The organism is Bradyrhizobium sp. USDA 4472 (assembly GCF_054058595.1).
Window position 1 is genome coordinate 2,292,990 of the sequence record NZ_JBSSAM010000001.1, and the last position, 16,839, is coordinate 2,309,828.

Genomic DNA, 16,839 nt, shown 5'->3' on the forward strand with positions numbered 1-16,839 from the left:
GTCTGGATTGCTGCACGCGCGCCGCCCTACAGCAACTCCTCGCACCCCAAATCCTCGACCGCCATCATCACCCGCTCCAGATTGTTCCACCAGATCCCCGGCGGGATGTTGATGGCCCATTGCCAGACCGGCTTGGTGATGTGCCAGAGCACCGACCAGCGGTAATCCTGATCGAGCGCGCCGCGCGTGTAGCCGGCCACGCCATGTGCGAGCAGCGTCTCGTGGTAGCGATTGAGCAGCGGCCGCTCGAGCGCCTGCCGGCGCTCCGGATACCATTGGATCGCCATCATGTAAGCGAGGTCGTGGGTGGGCACATTGATGCCCCACAGGTCGAAATCGAAGATACGCACGGTGTCGGCAACGTCCGCGCGCGGCAACAGGAAATTCCAGGTATGCGCGTCGCCATGGACAATGCTGACGTGGCGGTGCGAATGATAGCGCTGCGACAGCCGTGCTGACTGTTCGATGAGACGGCGATAAAGGATGCGCCGTTCCTCACTCAAGCGATCGCCGAGCTCGTCGGCGAAGCGATCGTAATGCCCGGCGAAGGTCTCCAAATGCGCTGCGCTGTCCTCGGCGCTCGCCCAGGTGCCGACGGTCTCGCCGAGGCGAGGATGATTCCACCATGCCGCATGCATGCGCGCCAACGTCGTGACGATGGCCATCGACTGATCTCGCGAAGGTGGCACCGTCGGGACAGTCGCGAGTTCATGACTATCGGTGAGATCTTCGAGCAGGAGATGCCATTTCCCGCTCTCCGCATTGAAATGCCCGTCGAAGCAGCGCGGCACGAATCCCGGCGGCATGTTCGGGGCGAGCTGCGTGTAAAAGGCGACTTCGTGCTCGCCGCGATCCGCAAGCGTCCGAGCGAAGCCAGCTTGCGCCATCTTCAGAACCAGGGTCTGCGGCGAACCGGCGGACTCCCCGACATAGCGCAGACCAAGCCTGGTGATATGCGAGACCACGGTGTCGCGCTCATGCAGCACCTTCACCTCGCGCACCGCGCCCGCGTCCAGCGCGCCGGCCTTGCGCAGCGCAGCCGTCAGGTAACCGGGCTCAGCGACCGCCGGCAATTGTGAGGATGTCATGAGTCGCGCCCCCCGGTGCCGCGCACATTCTGCACGATCACCCAGGGAAGCGCTACACCCTCTGTTTGTCGTCCCGGACAGGCGAAGCGCAGATCCGGGACCCCATCACGGCAGCATAGTTTGGCGAAGGCAGGCCATGACCATCTCGCGCAACAAAGACTGCTGCGGCCCGGCTTTCGCCGGGACAGCGCGTCAGATGTCGAAGAACACCGTCTCGTTGTCGCCCTGCAAGCGCAGGTCGAGCTTGTAGACGGCCTTGCCGGTCTCGCGCACCGCAGTCAGCGTGGCGCGGCGATCGGCTGGAACCAGCGCCAGCACGGGATCGGCGGCGTTGCCGGCCTCGTCGCTGAAATAGATGCGGGTATAGAGGTGCCGCAGCATGCCGCGCGCGAACACGGCCAGAACGATGTGCGGCGCCTGCGGCTTACCGTCAGGATCGGGCACGACGCCCGGCTTGATGGTGTCGAAGGAATAATTGCCGTCCCTGTCGGTGCCGCAGCGGGCGAAGCCGCGGAAGCTGGCGTTCGGCAGCGCGCGCTTGTCCTGCGGATCGGCGTAGCGGCCCTGCGCGTCCGCCTGCCAGATCTCCAGCATGGCGTCGGGCACCGTGGCGCCGTCGCCATCGAGCACCCGGCCCTCGATACGAACGCGGTCACCGGAGACGTCTGCAGTCAGCGTCGAGTTGGTGAAGGCGTCGTTCCAGGAATATTCGCCGGTCGGCGTCAGGCCGTATTTGAAGAACGGGCCGACGGTTTGCGACGGCGTGATCCCGTCGGGCTTCACAGAATCCTGCACGTTAGTGGTTCTCCATGGGGGTGGCGTTCTTGCCGCGCAGCACGATGTCGAAGCGATAGCACAGCGCCCATTCGGGCTTGGTATTCTCCAGGTCGAACGACGAGACCATGCGCATCCGCGCCTTCTCGTCCGGCACCGAATTGAAGATCGGATCGAACGGGAACAGCGGATCTCCAGGGAAATACATCTGCGTCACCAGGCGGCTGACAAAGGAATGGCCGAACACCGAGAGGTGGATATGGGCAGGGCGCCAGGCATTGTGGTGATTGCCCCAGGGATAGGCGCCCGGCTTGATGCTGACGAAGCGGTAATAGCCTGACGCATCGCTCACGGTGCGGCCCGCGCCGGTGAAGTTGGGATCGAGCGGCGCCGGATGCTGGTCGCGGACATGGACGTAGCGGCCACAGGCGTTGGCCTGCCAGATCTCCACCAGAGAATCGGGTACACCGCGGCCGTCCTCGTCGCGGACATGGCCATGCACGATGATGCGCTCGCCGAGCGGTTCGCCCTTGTGCTGGGTGGTGAGGTCGCTGTCGCCTTCGCGCACGGTCTCGTGGCCATAGACCGGGCCGGTGAGTTCCGACAGCGTGTGGCGCATCGGGATCAAGGGCTTGCTCGGTGCGCGCTTGATCGAGCTCTTGTACTCGGGCGACAGCGGCAGCGGATGGGCCTTGTTGCTGCCTGTGGGATAGATGAATGTCATTGGCGAACTCCTCCCCGGCCATTCTGGGCCAGCCGAACCAGATTTGCGCCAATCATTATAGGATATAACTAATTTGGGGAAGCGGGTTCAGCGCCTTCCCGAACCCGGCATTCGGCCGGCATCCTATTTGATCGGCGCACGCGGCAACACGGCTTCCCCGGCCTCGAGCCGGTAGGTGTGGTCGAGCGAATACCAGGGCGTTGCGACATCAGGCGCGGTCGGATGCGGCGTCTCGTGACGCACGAATTTGCCGATCAGCGCTTGTGTCACGCCGAACTGCACGTCGCTGTCGATATGGGGGTCGTTGGGATCGTAGACCTGCGAGATCAGCACTTTGAAGCCCGGCTTGAAGATCAGGGCATGCAGGTGCGCGGGACGATAAGGGTGCCGGCTCTGCGCCTCGAGCAGGCGGCCGACCACGCCATCGGTCGGAATGGGGTAGCCGATCATCATCACAGAGCGGAAGGCGAAGCGGCCATCCTGGTCGGTCGTGAACTTGCCGCGCAGGTTCATGTCGGCCTGCTCGGGATCCTGGTTCTCGTAGAGGCCAACCGGCGAGGCGTGCCAGACGTCGACCTCCGCACCGGCGACCGCACGGCCGTCCCTGTCAACGACGCGGCCGCTGACGAACAGCGGCGCGCCCGGGGTTTCGGAGCGGACGATCGATCCGCCGTTCTCAACCCGCGGCGAGTTCAACCGCCAGAACGGGCCGAGCAGCGACTGGTCGGTTTCGGTGTTGCCCTGATCGCCGTTGTTGAGCAGGCACACCAGCGGCGAGACACCGAGCGAGCCCGCCATCAGCACGACTTCGTTATGCGTGTCGGTGGTCAGCTTGCCGAGCTCGGCGATGATGGCGGTGGCGTCGCGGAATTCCTTCTCGGTCAGCCTGACGTCACGCACGAAGCCGTGCAGGTGCTTGACCAGCGAGACCATGATTTGACGCATCCGCGGATCGGACGTCCGCTCCATCACCGCAAGAGCGGCGGTCGTGACGTCCTGCTCGCGTTCGATGATCATGCTCGCCTCTCACCGGGACTCCTCACCTCTCCCCGCGTGCGGGGGAGAGGCGAGGAAAGAGTTCAATTCACCTTCTCGATTGCGACGGCGACGCCCTGGCCAACGCCGACGCACATGGTGGCGAGCGCGAGCTTGCCGCCGCGCTTTTCCATGCCGTGCACGGCGGTGAGCGCGAGGCGCGCGCCGCTCATGCCGAGCGGATGGCCGAGCGCGATGGCACCGCCATGCGGATTGACGAAATCGGCATCATCGGCGACGCCAAGCTGGCGCATGCAGGCGATGCCCTGCGAAGCGAACGCTTCGTTGAGCTCGATCAGATCGAAATCGGTGATCTTCTTGCCCAGCCGTTCCATCAGCTTGCGGGTCGCGGGCACGGGGCCGATGCCCATGATGCGCGGCGGCACGCCGGCCGAGGCGAGGCCGAGGATACGCGCGCGGGGCGTCAGACCATGCTTCTTCACGGCAGCTTCGGAGGCGAGGATCATCGCGGCGGCGCCGTCATTGACGCCGGAGGCGTTGCCGGCCGTGACCGTGCCGGGATTGCGCACGATCGGCTTCAGTTTCGCCAGACCTTCCAGCGTAGTCTCGGGACGCGGATGCTCGTCCTTGTCAACAGTGGTCGGGCCGGCCTTGCCACCGGGAATGGTGATCGGGGTGATCTCTTCCGCGAAATAGCCAGCAGCAATCGCCTTCCCCGCTCGCTGCTGCGAGCGGATTGCGAAGGCGTCCTGGTCGGCGCGCGAGACCTGGAATTCCTCGGCGACGTTCTCGCCGGTCTCCGGCATCGCATCGACGCCATACTGCGCCTTCAGCAGCGGATTGATGAAGCGCCATCCGATGGTGGTGTCGAAGATCTCGGCGGAGCGCGAGAACGCTTCCTGCGCCTTGCCCATCACGAAAGGCGCGCGGGTCATGGATTCAACGCCGCCGGCAATCGCAAGCTCGACCTCGCCCGACCGAATGGCGCGGCCCGCGGCACCGACCGCATCGAGGCCGGAGGCGCAGAGCCGGTTCAGCGTCTGGCCTGGAACCGAGTCCGGAAGCCCGGCAAGCAGCAGCGCCATGCGCGCGACGTTGCGGTTGTCCTCGCCGGCCTGGTTGGCGCAGCCGAAGAAGACTTCGTCGACCTGTGCCCAATCGAGATTGGGGTGCTTGGCCATCAGCGTCCTGATCGGGGCCGCGGCGAGGTCATCGGCGCGCACCTTGGCGAGCGAGCCGCCGAAACGGCCGATCGGGGTCCGCACGGCATCGCAGATAAAGACGTCACGCATCGCTGTTCTCCCTGAATGCCGCGGTTCGGCCAGAATTCCTTGATGTCGGCGGAGTTTTAGGAGGGCGCCCGCGGCAGGTCAATTGACGGTTTTCTGCGTCTTCCCCGGGGTGCGCACGCCGGCAACGCATGCCGCGGTGCGGACAACGTGGAAAACCTCCCCTCGCAGGCCAAAGCCATAGGAGCAGGAGGCGAAATTTTGTAGGTTGCGCCGCTCATGACAGTCCAACAGCCGATACCCCTACCGCCGCCCGACGACGTTCCCGCGCAGCCAGCGGAAGCCGCCCCGCGCGTCACGCCGATGATGGAACAGTACCTCGAGATCAAGGCGGCACATCAGGGTCTGCTGCTGTTCTACCGGATGGGCGATTTCTACGAGCTGTTCTTCGAGGATGCCGAGATCGCCTCGAAAACACTCGGCATCGTCTTGACCAAGCGCGGCAAGCATCAGGGCAACGACATCCCGATGTGCGGCGTACCGGTCGAGCGCTCCGAGGATTATCTGCACCGCCTGATCAGCGCCGGCCACCGGGTCGCGGTGTGCGAGCAGACCGAGGATCCCGCCGCCGCCAAAGCGCGCGGCAACAAGAGCGTCGTGCGCCGCGGCGTGGTGCGGCTGGTGACCCCGGGCACGCTCACCGAGGACACGCTGCTCGACGCGCGCGCCAACAATTACCTGCTGGCGATCGCGCGGGCGCGCTCGTCCACCGGCGGCGATCGCTTCGGCCTTGCCTGGATCGACATCTCCACCGCCGAATTCGCGGTCACCGAAGTTTCGGGCGGCGAGCTCGCCGCGACACTGGCGCGCATCAATCCGAACGAAGCCATCGTTAGCGACGCTCTTTATAGCGATAGCGAACTCGGACAGACCTTGCGTGAGCTGCCGGCGGTGACCCCGGTGACCCGCGACGTCTTCGATGGGGCCACAGCCGAAAAGCGCCTCTGCGATTACTTTGCCGTCGCGACCATGGACGGGCTGGCGCAGCTGTCGCGGCTGGAAGCCACGGCTGCCGCCGCCGCGGTCACCTATGTCGACCGCACCCAGGTCGGCAAGCATCCGCCGCTGTCGCCGCCCGCGCGCGAAGCCTCGGGCGCGACCATGGCGATCGATCCGGCCACCCGCGCCAATCTCGAGCTGACACGGACGCTCGCGGGCGAACGCCGCGGCTCGCTGCTCGATGCGATCGACTGTACCGTGACCTCGGCCGGCTCGCGCCTGCTGGCGCAGCGGCTGGCGGCGCCTTTGACCGACGCGCCGGCGATCGCGCGGCGGCTCGATGCCGTCAGCGCTTTCGTCGCTGACGCAGCCACGCGCGAAGACATCCGCAGCATCCTGCGCGGCGCGCCTGACATGTCGCGGGCACTGGCCCGTCTCTCGGTCGGCCGCGGCGGACCGCGTGATCTTGCCGGCCTGCGCGATGGCATCCTCGCCGCCGACCAGGTGCTGGCGCGGTTGTCCGAGCTCGACCAGCCGCCGCAGGAGATCGCCGTGGTGATGGCCGCTTTGCAGCGGCCTTCGCGCGAACTCGCCGCCGAGTTCGCCCGCGCGCTCGACGAACAATTGCCGCTGATCAAGCGGGACGGCGGTTTCGTTCGTGCCGGCTACGAGCCGGCGCTCGATGAAGCGCGCAACCTGCGCGATGCCTCGCGCCTGGTCGTGGCCTCGATGCAGGCGCGCTACGCCGACGACACCGGCGTCAAGGGCCTCAAGATCCGCCACAACAACGTGCTCGGTTATTTCGTCGAGGTCACCGCGCAGCATGGCGACAAGCTGATGTCGGCGCCGCTGAACGCGACCTTCATCCATCGCCAGACGCTGGCGGGCCAGGTGCGATTCACGACCTCCGAGCTTGGCGAGATCGAGGCCAAGATCGCCAATGCCGGTGATCGCGCGCTCAACCTCGAGCTCGAGATCTTCGAGCGGCTCTGCGCCAGGGCGCTCGAGATCAGCGACGATTTGCGCGCGGCGGCGCAAGGCTTTGCGCTGCTCGATGTGGCGACCTCGCTGGCCAAGCTCGCCGTCGACGAGCACTATGTGCGGCCCGAGGTCGATGGCTCGCTCGGCTTTGCCATCGAGGCCGGCCGCCATCCCGTGGTCGAGCAGGCCTTGAAGCGTAACGGCGAGCCGTTCATCGCCAATGCCTGCGATCTCTCGCCCACGCCAGCGCAAAAGTCCGGCCAGCTCTGGCTGCTCACCGGTCCGAACATGGCGGGTAAATCGACCTTCCTGCGCCAGAACGCGCTGATTGCGCTGCTCGCGCAGATCGGCAGTTTCGTACCGGCGACGCGCGCGCGGATCGGCATCATCGACCGCCTGTTCTCGCGCGTCGGCGCCGCCGATGATCTCGCGCGCGGCCGCTCCACCTTCATGGTGGAGATGGTCGAAACCGCCGCGATCCTCAACCAGGCCGGTGAACGCGCGCTTGTCATCCTCGATGAGATCGGCCGCGGCACCGCGACTTTCGACGGCCTTTCCATCGCCTGGGCCGCGATCGAGCATCTGCACGAGAGCAACCGCTGCCGCACGCTGTTCGCAACGCATTATCACGAGCTGACCGCGCTCTCGACCAAGCTGCCGCGCATGTTCAACGCGACGGTCCGGGTGAAGGAGTGGCAAGGCAATGTCGTATTCCTGCACGAGGTGCTGCCGGGCTCGGCCGACCGCTCCTACGGCATCCAAGTCGCCAAGCTCGCCGGCCTGCCGCCGGCCGTGATCACGCGCGCCAAATCCGTACTGGCAAAGCTGGAGGCACAGGACCGCGGCCAGACCGCCCGGGCGCTTGCCGACGATCTGCCGCTGTTCGCCGTCCCCTCGCGCGCGGCCGCCGAAGCCGCGCCGCCGACCGAGGCCGAGTTGCTGATGGACGCGGTGAAGGCGCTGCACCCCGACGAGATGTCGCCGCGCGAGGCGCTTGATGCGCTGTATGCGTTGAAGGCCAAGCTGCCGAAGCAGTGACTGGGCCGGTTACGCTCTTGCCGTGATCGCCGCGGCCTCTGCGGCGGCACGCTGCATGCTGGTCGACATCTCGTTGGTGACCGTGCTCTGCTCCTCGATGGCAGCCGCGGTGGAGGTGACGTATTCGCTGACGTTGTTGATCGCCTGCTTGATCGAGCCGAGCGCGCCGACGACATCGCCCGAGATGCCGTTGAGACTGCCGATCTCCTGGGCGATCTTGTCGGTCGCCTGCTTGGCCTGGTTGGCGAGGCTCTTCACTTCGGATGCCACAACGGCAAAGCCGCGACCGGCTTCACCGGCACGGGCCGACTCGATCGTGGCATTGAGTGCGAGCAGGTTGATTTGACCGGTGATGCTGTTGATCATCTCGACGATGCCGCTCATCGCCTGCGCCGCTTCGGTGAGGCGCTGAGCCTGAGCATCGGCGGCGGCGACCTGGTCCACGGCGCTCATCGCGGTTTCGCGCGACTTGGTCATCGCCTCGGAAATCTCGCGCACCGAGGCATTGAGCTCTTCCGAGCCGGCGGCGACCGATTCCATCATGCCGCGGACGCGCTCGTTGCCCATGCGAACCAGCACCTGCTTGGTGGTGTCGGTGGCATATTTCACCACCTTGAACGGCTTGCCGTTGAGATCGATGATCGGATTGTAGGAGGCCTGGATGTAGATCTCCTTGCCGCCCTTGCCGATCCGCTTGTATTCGGCCGCCTGGTACTGCCCGCGGTTGAGTGCGGTCCAGAACTCGCGATAGGCGGGGCCGTCGCGCTCGCCGGGCTCGACGAACATGCTGTGATGCTTGCCTTTGATCTCCGCCAGCGAATAGCCGACCGTGTGCAGGAAGTTCTCGTTGGCGGTGATGATCGTGCCGTCCATGTTGAACTCGATCACGGCCTGCGCCTTGTCGATCGCCGAGATCTGACCCGCCAGATCGGCATTCTTCAGCTTCTCCGCGGTGACGTCGGTTGCAAACTTGACGACGCCATAGGGCTTGCCGTTCTCGTCGAGCAGCGGATTGTAGGAAGCGAGAATCCACACTTCCCTGCCGCCCTTGGCGATTCGCTTGAATTCGCCGGTCTGGTAGTCGCCGCGGTTGAGCGCGGCCCAGAATTCGCGATAGGCCGTGCCGTTGCGGTCGGCCTCGGCCACGAAAAGGCCGTGATGCCTGCCCTGGATCTCGGCAGGCGAATAGCCGAGCGCCTTGCAGAAATTTTCGTTGGCGGAGACGATGGTGCCGTCGAGCTTGAACTCGATGACGGCCTGGGCACGGCTGATGGCGGCGATCTTCGATGCGTCCGTCATGCTCCGGATCTTCTTCGCGGTGATGTCGGTCGCAATCTTGGCGACCATCACAGTCTTGCCATCGCCGTCGAGCACCGGATTGTAGGATGCTTCGATCCAGACCTCGCGACCGTCCTTCGCGATCCGCTTGAATTCGCGTGCCTGATACTCGCCGCGGTTCAATGCAGCCCAGAACGCCTTGTACTCGGCGCTGTCGCGCTGCCCGACGGGCACGAACATCGAGTGATGCCTGCCCTGGATTTCGTCGAGCCGATAACCTAGTGCGTCGAGAAAGTTCTTGTTGGCGGTGATGATGGTGCCGTCAAGCTTGAATTCGATCATCGCCTGCGAACGGCCGATGGCGTCGAGCCGCGCCTGTGCATCAGCATGGGACTTGCGCCCGAACATCCAAATATCTCCTCGTTGAGAAATCGTCTCGCACCACGGGGCGGCATCGCCCTCGCGCTCGAGAGTTTTCGACTCGTCCTAAACTCACGGTGCACCGGTCGAACTGGCCCACGTTCAAGGTTGGGTGCCTCGACAGCTGAAGCGTACATTTACGGGCAAGTCACAAAGATTAAATTAACGATGGCAGCGGGATCGCGCAGCCGAACACCGCAGAACTACGCGGCTGATCACCGCAAAATATCGGGACCGGATGCTTGCGCTTGAAGGCGCCGAGTTCTGCGTCCATTCCACCACAGTGTCAGGTTCCACGTCACGCAAGTTGCAAGCGCAAGCAGGAGGCCTACCGCCGATCCAAAGTTCACCACTGCGACGTGCATCACCGCAATCGCCATGCCGAATCCGAGCAGGCCCCAGGCGGAATTGGCGAGCACGGCAGCGGTCGGAGGGCCGCCGATGCGGGGATGCAGGATCACCATCATGCTGGTGAAGACGATCGGGTAGAGCGCGATGACTCCGGAGACGCGAGGGCCGACCCAGCCCGAAGTCGAGACGACGATCGCAACCAGCGTTGCGACCAGCGCGGCGCGGAACGGGATGTCGTACCAGCGGCGGGTCACCAGCGGCATCTTCACATGCCGGTACCGTGCGAGCAGCGGAATGCAGACGCCGAAGGCCACCAGGTTGACGGCGAGCCCAGCCGTCAACGTCCAGTCGAACAGACGGATGATCGACGCCAGCACGATCCATACCGCTACCGCGCTCCCGACGCTCACGGCAAAGCTATGCCGCTGCGCCAGCACGACGTAGGTCAGCCCCAGGAAAATCGTCGCGGCGTTGATCGGCAGGCTCGACAGCGCCCCCTGCGCAATGAAAGCGGCGTCATGGTCGATCGCGAGGAAGACATAAGACGGCCCCGCCGAGATCGGCAGCGTCGCCACAAGTGCCCCGATCACCGGGCCGGAGCGCTCGGTGATGATGGACGCCGACACCACGAAGGCGGCCGCAACCGCCATGCGCAGCACGAGGAAGAGGATGTAGGAGAGTTCGGCCGGCATTTTTTCTTCTTGCCCGCCCCGTCGAGGGGGAAGGCGGCACTACATCCGCTGCATCGAGACCGAAACCTTCGGGCCGTTCTTGATGGTCTGATAGACCACACAATAGCGCTCGGTGAGTTTCAGCAGGAGGTCGAGCTTGTCCTGCGGCGCCGGCGTATCGACCTCGAAGCGCAGGCGGATCTCGGCGAAGCCGACCGGAGTCTCCTTGTCGACGCCGAGCGTGCCGCGGAAATCGAGATCGCCCTCGGCATAGACGTTCCCGGTGGTCAGCGGCACCTCGATCGCAGTCGCGACCGATTTCAGCGTGACGCCGGCGCAGGCGACCAACGCCTCGAGCAGCATGTCGCCGGAGCAGAGTTCGAGGCCGGAGCCGCCGGTGGCGGGATGCAGACCAGCCATCGCGATGGCGCGGCCGGTCTCGACCTTGCAGGCGATGCCTTCGCTGTCGGTCGAGCCCTTGGCCTTCAGCGTGATCATCGCGGTCTTGGGATCGGTCTTGTAACGCTCCTTGATCGGGGCCTGCATCTGGCGCAGTTCTGCGGCGTCCATCTTGTTCTCTCCCGGAAAAATCGCTCTCGATGTACCGGCTCAGAGCGAAAATGTCACCACCACATGGCCTGACCGGGACCCTGGGTTGCGTCACGGTCGGGCACGTTGCGGTCGAGCGAACGGTCGAGTGACGTCAGCACACTGCGCTTGAAATTCTCGAACAGCGGCGAATTGCGGTCGCGCGGCCGGCCCAGATTGATCTCGATCTGGTCGAACAGGCGCCCCGGCCTGGGCCGCATCACCAGCACGCGGTCGGCCAGCACCACGGCCTCGTCGACGTCGTGTGTGACGAGGATCAAGGTCGGGCGCGTGTCGGCCCAGAGGTCGAGCAGATGATCCTGAAGGTCGCGCCGCGTGAAGGCATCGAGCGCCGAGAACGGCTCGTCGAGCAGGAGCACCTCCGGCTGCGGCACCAGCGCGCGGGCGATTGCGACGCGCTGCGCCTGTCCGCCGGAGAGCTCACGCGGCCAGGCCTGCGCCTTGTCAGCAAGGCCAACGCGTTCGAGAGCGCGCGCCACCTTCTCGCGCCGCTCGGCCGCCGGGACATCGGCGAGTCCAAAAGCGATATTGTCGGCGACGCTGAGCCAGGGGAGGAGCCGTGGCTCCTGAAAGATGATGCCGATCTTGGCATGTGGCGAACTGATCGCCTCGTCGTCGAGCGTCACCGTGCCCGAACTCGCGCGATCGAGGCCGGCGATGGCGCGGAGCAATGTCGACTTGCCGCAGCCGGACCCGCCGATGATGGCGAGGATCTCGCCCTGCTTGACGTCGGCGGAGAAGCGCGCCAGCGCCTGCACGCCATTGGGATAAGTCTTGCTGACCCGATCGAGCGCCAGCATTGCCTCAAGCTCCCTTCGTGCGGCCGAACGCGTCCTGCCAGCGCAGGAACGGCGCGGCCGCGACCTCGATCAGCCAGTCAGTGAGCTTGCCGAGGATGGCGAAGATCACGATCGCGGCCATGATCTGCGCGGGCTTGCCGAGCTGCTGGCCGTCGAGCAGCAGATAGCCGAGGCCTTCGGAAGCGCCGATCAGTTCGGCCGCGACGACGAACATCCAGCCCAGACCGAGACCGACGCGCAAGGACACGACATAGGCCGGTAGCACGGCGGGTAGCAGGATGCGGCGGATCATGGCCGGGCCGGAGAGCCGGAACACGCGTCCGACCTCGAATATCTTGCGATCGACCGAGAGGATCGCGCCCATCACACCGAGATAGACAGGGAAGAACACGCCGACCGCGATCAGCGCGATCTTGGACGTCTCGAAAATGCCGAGCCAGAGGATGAACAGCGGCACCCAGGCGAGCGAAGGAATCGCGCGCAGCGCCTGCACGGTGGGGTCGAGCAGCCGCCGCGCCAGCGACCAATAGCCGGAGATGGCACCAAGCAGCGTACCCGCGACCACGCCGAAGGCGAAGCCGAGGCCGACGCGCCACAGCGTCGCGGCGATGTGGTGGATCAACTCGCCGGAACGAGCGAGATCGGCGATGGTGGCAAGGACGCGCGAGGGCGGCGGCACCAGGCGGCCGTTGGACCAACCGAACCAGACCACGAGCTCCCAGCCAACTGCCAGCAGAAATGGCAGCAACAGCCCCAGCATCGGCCGCGCATATCGCGACAGCCGCGAGGACGCGGCGACGTTTTCGGCTGGTTCCGAAGACTGTTGCAGGACGGGCGCGTCGGAGATCATGGCAGGTAGGAAGCGCGTCCGGGGCGGGAATGCAAGGAGCCTCTTCCCTCCCCTGGAAAAGAAGAGAGATCAATTCGCCGGCAGCGGAACCTGGTCGTCGATCAGGGCATCCAGCGTCGCCTTCACGTCGACCTTGGCATCGACGACGCCGGCCTGCTGGAGCGCGAGGCCGGCCGCGAGAATCGACTCGCGCTGGGACGCGCCGATGCGGCTGTGGGTGAGCTCGGTGCGTTCCTTGAGCTGCTTGTCAACGACCGCATCGGGCAGCTTGGTCACCGCGATGAAGGTCTTCTTCAGCTCGTCGTAATTCGCCAGCGAATACTTTCGCGCGTCCTCATACGCCGCGAGCACGCGGCGGGCGGCGTCGGGATAGTCCTTCAGGAACTGCTCGCGCACATTGAGGATGCCCCAGGTGTTGGCATCGGCCTTGCGATAGAACAGCTTCGCGCCCTCCTCGACCTCGGCCTGCGCCATCATCGGATCAAGACCGGCCCACGCATCGACGTCGCCGCGGATGAGCGCGGTCTTGCCGTCGGCGTGCTGCAACAGCACCGGCGTGATGTCCTTTTCAGTGAGACCGGCACTGAGCAGGGCGCGCACCAGGAAGATGTGCGGATCGGTGCCGCGCGTCACTGCGACCCGCTTGCCCTTCAGGTCAGCGACGCTGGCAATCTTGGAGTCCTTGCCCGTGACCAGCGCCGTCCATTCCGGACGCGAATAGACATAGATCGACCTGATCGGGTTGCCGTTGATGCGCGCGACCAGCGCGGCTGAACCGGCGGTCGAGCCGAAATCGATGGAGCCGGCATTGAGGAATTCGAGCGCCTTGTTGGAGCCCGCGGACTGCACCCAGGTGATGGCGATGCCGTCTTTGGCGAACTCCTTCTCCAGCAGCCCCTTCTGCTTCAGGACCATCGACACTGGATTGTAAGTCGCCCAATCGATGCGGATCTCCTTGAGCGGATCAGCAGCCCGAGCCGCGGCGGTCATGGCGAGGGCCGCGGCTCCCGCCAGAAGAATGCGTCGTGTCACGTTGCTCATGCCCAAACTCCTTCAGAATTTCTTTGCTTTTCAATGAGTTATATCTGGAGGTCAACGGGAAAATCAGCCCCTTGAAAGCGCGCGACCCGAGAACAATTTTGCCCGAGGACCGACCTTTCCAGCATGGAACGACTATTGCCTGAGAATGGCTGATGACAGCGCCTGTCACCTCTTATATCGGGTGAGACATGGATAGCGTTGCGACCGAGCCCAAGCCACAGGTGGATGATCGTTTCGATACCGCGCGGATCACCGCCGCGATCGATGCGCTTGCCGAAAGGTACCAGGGGCGCGAGGACGCGTTCCGCACCGCCACCGCGCAACTGCTCAAGAGCGAGCTGCTCGCGGCACGCGCCGCAGCGCAGGCGATCCTCCTGAAGGACCGCCACGGCCGCCGCTGCGCCGAGCGACTCTGCCACGTGCAGGACGAGATCATCCGCATCCTCTATTCGGCCGCGACCCGACATCTCTATCTGTCGCCGATCCCGACCGGGGCGGAGCGCATGGCGGTGGTCGCGACCGGCGGCTATGGCCGCGGCCTGATGGCTCCCGAGTCCGATATCGATCTGTTGTTCATCCTGCCCTACAAGCAGACCGCCTGGGGCGAGCAGGTCGCCGAAGCCATTCTCTATTGCCTCTGGGACATGGGATTGAAGGTCGGCCACGCCACGCGCTCGGTCGATGAATCGATCCGGCAGGCGCGCGGCGACATGACCATCCGCACCGCCATCCTGGAGACGCGCTTTCTCACCGGCGACCAGCCGCTTTATGACGAGCTGGTCGCGCGCTTCGACAAGGAGGTGGTGCAAGGTACCGCGTCCGAATTCGTCACCGCAAAGCTTGCCGAGCGCGAAGAACGTCACCGCCGCGGCGGCCAGTCGCGCTATCTGGTCGAGCCCAACGTCAAGGACGGCAAGGGCGCGCTTCGCGACCTGCACACCTTGTTCTGGATCGCGAAATACGTCTATCGCGTCCACGATACCGACGAGCTGGTCGAGCGCGGCGTATTCGACGCGCAGGAGTATCGCAGCTTCCGCCGCTGCGCCGATTTCCTCTGGTCGGTGCGCTGCAATCTGCATTTCTACTCCGGCCGGGCCGAAGAGCGCCTTTCCTTCGACCTCCAGCGCGAGATCGCCGTCAGGCTCGGCTACACCTCGCATCCCGGCATGCAGGACGTCGAGCGCTTCATGAAGCACTACTTCCTCGTCGCCAAGGAAGTCGGCAACCTCACCGCCATCCTCTGCGCCAAGCTCGAGGACCAGCAGGCCAAGCCCGCACCGGTGCTGAGCCGGATGATGGCGCGCCTGCGCCCGACGCCGGCAAAGCGGCGCGTCCCCGACAGCGACGACTTCATCGTCGACAACAACCGCATCAACGTCGCCGCGCCCGACGTCTTCAAGCACGATCCCGTCAACCTGATCCGCATCTTCCGTCTCGCGCAGAAGAACAACCTCGCCTTCCATCCCGATGCAATGCGCGACGTGACGCGCTCGCTCGGGCTGATCAACGCGCAGATGCGCGAGAATCCCGAGGCCAACCGGCTGTTCATGGAGATCCTGACCTCCGACAACGCCGAGATCGTGCTGCGCCGGATGAACGAGACCGGCGTGCTCGGTCATTTCATCCGCGCCTTCGGCAAGATCGTCTCGATGATGCAATTCAACATGTATCATCACTACACCGTCGACGAGCATCTGATCCGCTGCGTCGGCTTCCTCCAGGACATCGAGCGCGGCGGCTTCGAGGAGTTCACGCTCGCCAGCGATCTGATGCGCAAAATTCGCCCCGAGCATCGCGCGGTGATCTACATCACGACGCTGCTGCACGACATCGCCAAGGGCCGGCCCGAAGATCACTCGATCGCGGGCGCCAAGGTCGCGCGCCGGCTGTGCCCGCGGCTCGGCTTCAGCGCGGCGGACACGGAGCTCGTGGCCTGGCTGATCGAGGAGCACCTGACGATGTCGACGGTCGCGCAATCGCGCGACCTCTCCGACCGCAAGACCATCGAGAACTTTGCTGCCGTGGTGCAGTCGGTCGAGCAGATGAAGCTGCTCACCATCCTGACCACCGCAGATATCCGCGGCGTCGGTCCGGGCGTCTGGAACGGCTGGAAGGCGCAGCTGCTGCGTTCGCTGTATTACGAGACGGAACCGGTGCTGACCGGCGGCTTCTCGGAGGTCGACCGCGGCAAGCGCCTCACGGCTGCCTACGCCGAATTCCGGAACGCCTTCGCCGAATGGCCGGCGGACGAGCTCGACGCCTATATCGGCCGGCACTATCCGGCCTATTGGCTCAAGGTCGAGCTGCCGCGCAAGATCCGCCACGCGCGCTTCGTACGTTCGAGCGAACAGGCCGGCCACAAGCTCGCGATCAATGTCGGCTTCGACGAAGTGCGTGGCGTCACCGAGCTCACGATCTTCGCCGCCGACCATCCCTGGCTGCTGTCGATCATTGCGGGCGCCTGCGCCTCGGCCGGCGCCAACATCGTCGACGCCCAGATCTACACCACGACCGACGGCCGCGCGCTGGACACGATCTCGATCTCCAGGGAATACGACCGGGACGAGGACGAGGGAAGGCGCGCCACGCGCATCGGCGAGATGATCGAGGATGTGCTCGAAGGCAAGCTGCGCCTGCCGGAAGTGGTGGCGCGGCGTACCGTGCGCAGCAAGGCAAAGCCCTTCGTGATCGAGCCTGAGGTGACCATCAACAACCAATGGTCCGATCGCTACACCGTGATCGAAGTCTCCGGCCTCGATCGACCCGGCCTGCTCTACGAGCTGACCACGGCGATCTCCAAGCTGAACCTCAACATCGCCTCAGCCCATGTCGCGACCTTCGGCGAGCGTGCCCGCGACGTGTTCTACGTCACGGACCTCTTGGGCGCGCAGATCAACGCGCCGACCCGCCAGGCCGCGATCAAGAGCGCGCTGACCCGCGTGATGGCGGGTGACAAGGCGGTTCAGCCGGCGGCGTAGGCTGCGTATCTT

Annotated in this window: 13 protein-coding genes; 2 read left to right on the forward strand and 11 right to left on the reverse strand. The window is 65.1% G+C overall.

Annotation, left to right across the window (positions count from 1 at the left end):
• Positions 1–26: 26 nt before the first annotated feature.
• The 5 genes from ACVWZ4_RS10445 to pcaF all read right to left on the reverse strand — a co-directional run bounded on the left by ACVWZ4_RS10445 (position 27) and on the right by pcaF (position 4,874).
• On the reverse strand, positions 27–1,088 hold the full coding sequence (locus ACVWZ4_RS10445) for a phosphotransferase family protein (RefSeq protein WP_456700716.1): 1,062 nt from the start codon (positions 1,086–1,088) through the stop codon (positions 27–29).
• A gap of 192 nt (positions 1,089–1,280) precedes the next feature.
• Positions 1,281–1,883, reverse strand: coding sequence for a protocatechuate 3,4-dioxygenase subunit alpha (gene pcaG, locus ACVWZ4_RS10450; protein ID WP_456740242.1), 603 nt, complete (start codon positions 1,881–1,883; stop codon positions 1,281–1,283).
• A 1-nt stretch (position 1,884) separates the two neighbouring features.
• Entirely contained in the window at positions 1,885–2,586 is a 702-nt protein-coding gene (pcaH, locus tag ACVWZ4_RS10455; RefSeq protein WP_456740243.1) for a protocatechuate 3,4-dioxygenase subunit beta, read from the reverse strand.
• Between the two features lie 123 nt (positions 2,587–2,709).
• A complete protein-coding gene (locus ACVWZ4_RS10460; RefSeq protein ID WP_456700713.1) occupies positions 2,710–3,603 on the reverse strand; it encodes a dioxygenase family protein in 894 nt (297 codons plus the stop codon).
• Between the two features lie 62 nt (positions 3,604–3,665).
• Positions 3,666–4,874, reverse strand: coding sequence for a 3-oxoadipyl-CoA thiolase (gene pcaF / locus ACVWZ4_RS10465; protein ID WP_456700712.1), 1,209 nt, complete (start codon positions 4,872–4,874; stop codon positions 3,666–3,668).
• A 216-nt stretch (positions 4,875–5,090) separates the two neighbouring features.
• Here pcaF and mutS point away from each other — a divergent pair, with 216 nt between their 5' ends.
• The gene (gene mutS, locus ACVWZ4_RS10470) at positions 5,091–7,829 is read left to right on the forward strand and encodes a DNA mismatch repair protein MutS (protein ID WP_456700711.1); all 2,739 of its coding nucleotides are present in this window, start codon (positions 5,091–5,093) and stop codon (positions 7,827–7,829) included.
• 9 nt (positions 7,830–7,838) lie between these two features.
• On the opposite strand, the gene ACVWZ4_RS10475 is transcribed toward mutS, so the two are convergent.
• The 6 genes from ACVWZ4_RS10475 to ACVWZ4_RS10500 all read right to left on the reverse strand — a co-directional run bounded on the left by ACVWZ4_RS10475 (position 7,839) and on the right by ACVWZ4_RS10500 (position 13,849).
• Positions 7,839–9,515 (reverse strand): methyl-accepting chemotaxis protein, encoded by a 1,677-nt coding sequence (locus tag ACVWZ4_RS10475; RefSeq protein ID WP_456700710.1) that lies wholly within the window; start codon positions 9,513–9,515, stop codon positions 7,839–7,841.
• A 227-nt stretch (positions 9,516–9,742) separates the two neighbouring features.
• A complete protein-coding gene (locus ACVWZ4_RS10480; RefSeq protein WP_456700709.1) occupies positions 9,743–10,570 on the reverse strand; it encodes a hypothetical protein in 828 nt (275 codons plus the stop codon).
• Between the two features lie 39 nt (positions 10,571–10,609).
• Entirely contained in the window at positions 10,610–11,119 is a 510-nt protein-coding gene (locus ACVWZ4_RS10485) for an OsmC family protein (RefSeq protein WP_456740245.1), read from the reverse strand.
• A gap of 53 nt (positions 11,120–11,172) precedes the next feature.
• On the reverse strand, positions 11,173–11,958 hold the full coding sequence (locus tag ACVWZ4_RS10490) for an ABC transporter ATP-binding protein (protein ID WP_456700707.1): 786 nt from the start codon (positions 11,956–11,958) through the stop codon (positions 11,173–11,175).
• A 4-nt stretch (positions 11,959–11,962) separates the two neighbouring features.
• A complete protein-coding gene (locus ACVWZ4_RS10495; protein WP_456736644.1) occupies positions 11,963–12,808 on the reverse strand; it encodes an ABC transporter permease in 846 nt (281 codons plus the stop codon).
• Positions 12,809–12,877: 69 nt separating this feature from the next.
• On the reverse strand, positions 12,878–13,849 hold the full coding sequence (locus tag ACVWZ4_RS10500; protein WP_456740246.1) for an aliphatic sulfonate ABC transporter substrate-binding protein: 972 nt from the start codon (positions 13,847–13,849) through the stop codon (positions 12,878–12,880).
• 188 nt (positions 13,850–14,037) lie between these two features.
• On the opposite strand from ACVWZ4_RS10500, the gene ACVWZ4_RS10505 reads away from it, so the two are divergent.
• Entirely contained in the window at positions 14,038–16,827 is a 2,790-nt protein-coding gene (locus tag ACVWZ4_RS10505) for a [protein-PII] uridylyltransferase (RefSeq protein ID WP_456740247.1), read from the forward strand.
• Positions 16,828–16,839: the final 12 nt, after the last annotated feature.

Excerpts from the sequence above, each read along its gene's own strand:
- ACVWZ4_RS10480 (WP_456700709.1), bottom strand. The coding sequence starts at position 10,570 with ATGCCGGCCGAACTCTCCTACATCCTCTTCCTCGTGCTGCGCATGGCG.
- ACVWZ4_RS10445 (WP_456700716.1), bottom strand. The coding sequence starts at position 1,088 with ATGACATCCTCACAATTGCCGGCGGTCGCTGAGCCCGGTTACCTGACG.
- mutS (WP_456700711.1), top strand. The coding sequence starts at position 5,091 with ATGACAGTCCAACAGCCGATACCCCTACCGCCGCCCGACGACGTTCCC.
- ACVWZ4_RS10485 (WP_456740245.1), bottom strand. The coding sequence starts at position 11,119 with ATGGACGCCGCAGAACTGCGCCAGATGCAGGCCCCGATCAAGGAGCGT.
- ACVWZ4_RS10500 (WP_456740246.1), bottom strand. The coding sequence starts at position 13,849 with ATGAGCAACGTGACACGACGCATTCTTCTGGCGGGAGCCGCGGCCCTC.
- ACVWZ4_RS10475 (WP_456700710.1), bottom strand. The coding sequence starts at position 9,515 with ATGTTCGGGCGCAAGTCCCATGCTGATGCACAGGCGCGGCTCGACGCC.
- ACVWZ4_RS10495 (WP_456736644.1), bottom strand. The coding sequence starts at position 12,808 with ATGATCTCCGACGCGCCCGTCCTGCAACAGTCTTCGGAACCAGCCGAA.
- pcaH (WP_456740243.1), bottom strand. The coding sequence starts at position 2,586 with ATGACATTCATCTATCCCACAGGCAGCAACAAGGCCCATCCGCTGCCG.
- ACVWZ4_RS10490 (WP_456700707.1), bottom strand. The coding sequence starts at position 11,958 with ATGCTGGCGCTCGATCGGGTCAGCAAGACTTATCCCAATGGCGTGCAG.
- pcaF (WP_456700712.1), bottom strand. The coding sequence starts at position 4,874 with ATGCGTGACGTCTTTATCTGCGATGCCGTGCGGACCCCGATCGGCCGT.
- ACVWZ4_RS10505 (WP_456740247.1), top strand. The coding sequence starts at position 14,038 with ATGGATAGCGTTGCGACCGAGCCCAAGCCACAGGTGGATGATCGTTTC.
- ACVWZ4_RS10460 (WP_456700713.1), bottom strand. The coding sequence starts at position 3,603 with ATGATCATCGAACGCGAGCAGGACGTCACGACCGCCGCTCTTGCGGTG.